General features: G+C 43.7%; 1 protein-coding gene. It reads left to right on the top strand.

What is annotated here, in order from left to right; genetic code table 11:
* A partial coding sequence (locus A3754_RS26410) for a DegT/DnrJ/EryC1/StrS family aminotransferase (RefSeq protein WP_197468377.1) occupies window positions 1-743 on the top strand: 743 nt, incomplete at both ends.

The raw sequence follows: 743 nt of genomic DNA, 5'->3' as shown, positions 1-743 counted from the left end.
TTGATAACAGCTCAATCTGTTGAAGATGCTATTTTAAGTAATCCAGACGTAAAAGCTGTTATAGCTGTTCATTTTGGCGGCCAATCTGTGGATTTGGTTTCAGAGGGTGGGCTTCTAAGGATTTGTGAAAAATACAATGTAAAGCTTGTTCAGGATGCGGCGCATGCTTTCCCTTCCTATGATGTCTATGGGCCTGTTGGAAGTGTAGGGGATGTCACTTGTTTCAGCTTCTATGCCAATAAGACGATAACTTGCGGTGAAGGTGGAATGCTGGTTACGAACAATGACGATATAGCCAGTCGTGCCAAAATGATGCGTTTACATGGTATCGACCGCGATGTGTGGGACCGGTTTACTAGTACTAAAGCTGGTTCTTGGGTTTATGATGTTAAGGCGCCAGGCTTTAAGTATAATCTGCCCGATATCAATGCAGCGGTAGGTGTGGCTCAATTTGAAAAAGCTTGGGATTTTCGTCAGCGAAGACAGGATATTGCAGCTAGATACACGGATGAATTTTCTGACCTGGTAGGTGTTGACTTGGTTAGGTCTCGAGTTATGGCTGATCAACACGCTCACCATTTGTACCCGTTGATTTTTACTCAACAAGCCGTTCTTACAAGGGAGCAGTTTATTGACATGATGAACGAGAGGGGGGTTGGTACATCAGTTCATTATCGTCCTCTTCATCACATGAGTTATTACCGTTTACGTTACGAGCTCGACGAGTCAAAGTTTCCTAATAC

This window comes from Alcanivorax sp. HI0083, from assembly GCF_001635175.1.
Note: the sequence above shows the minus strand (reverse complement) of the source record. Positions and strands in the feature narration are given on the sequence as shown.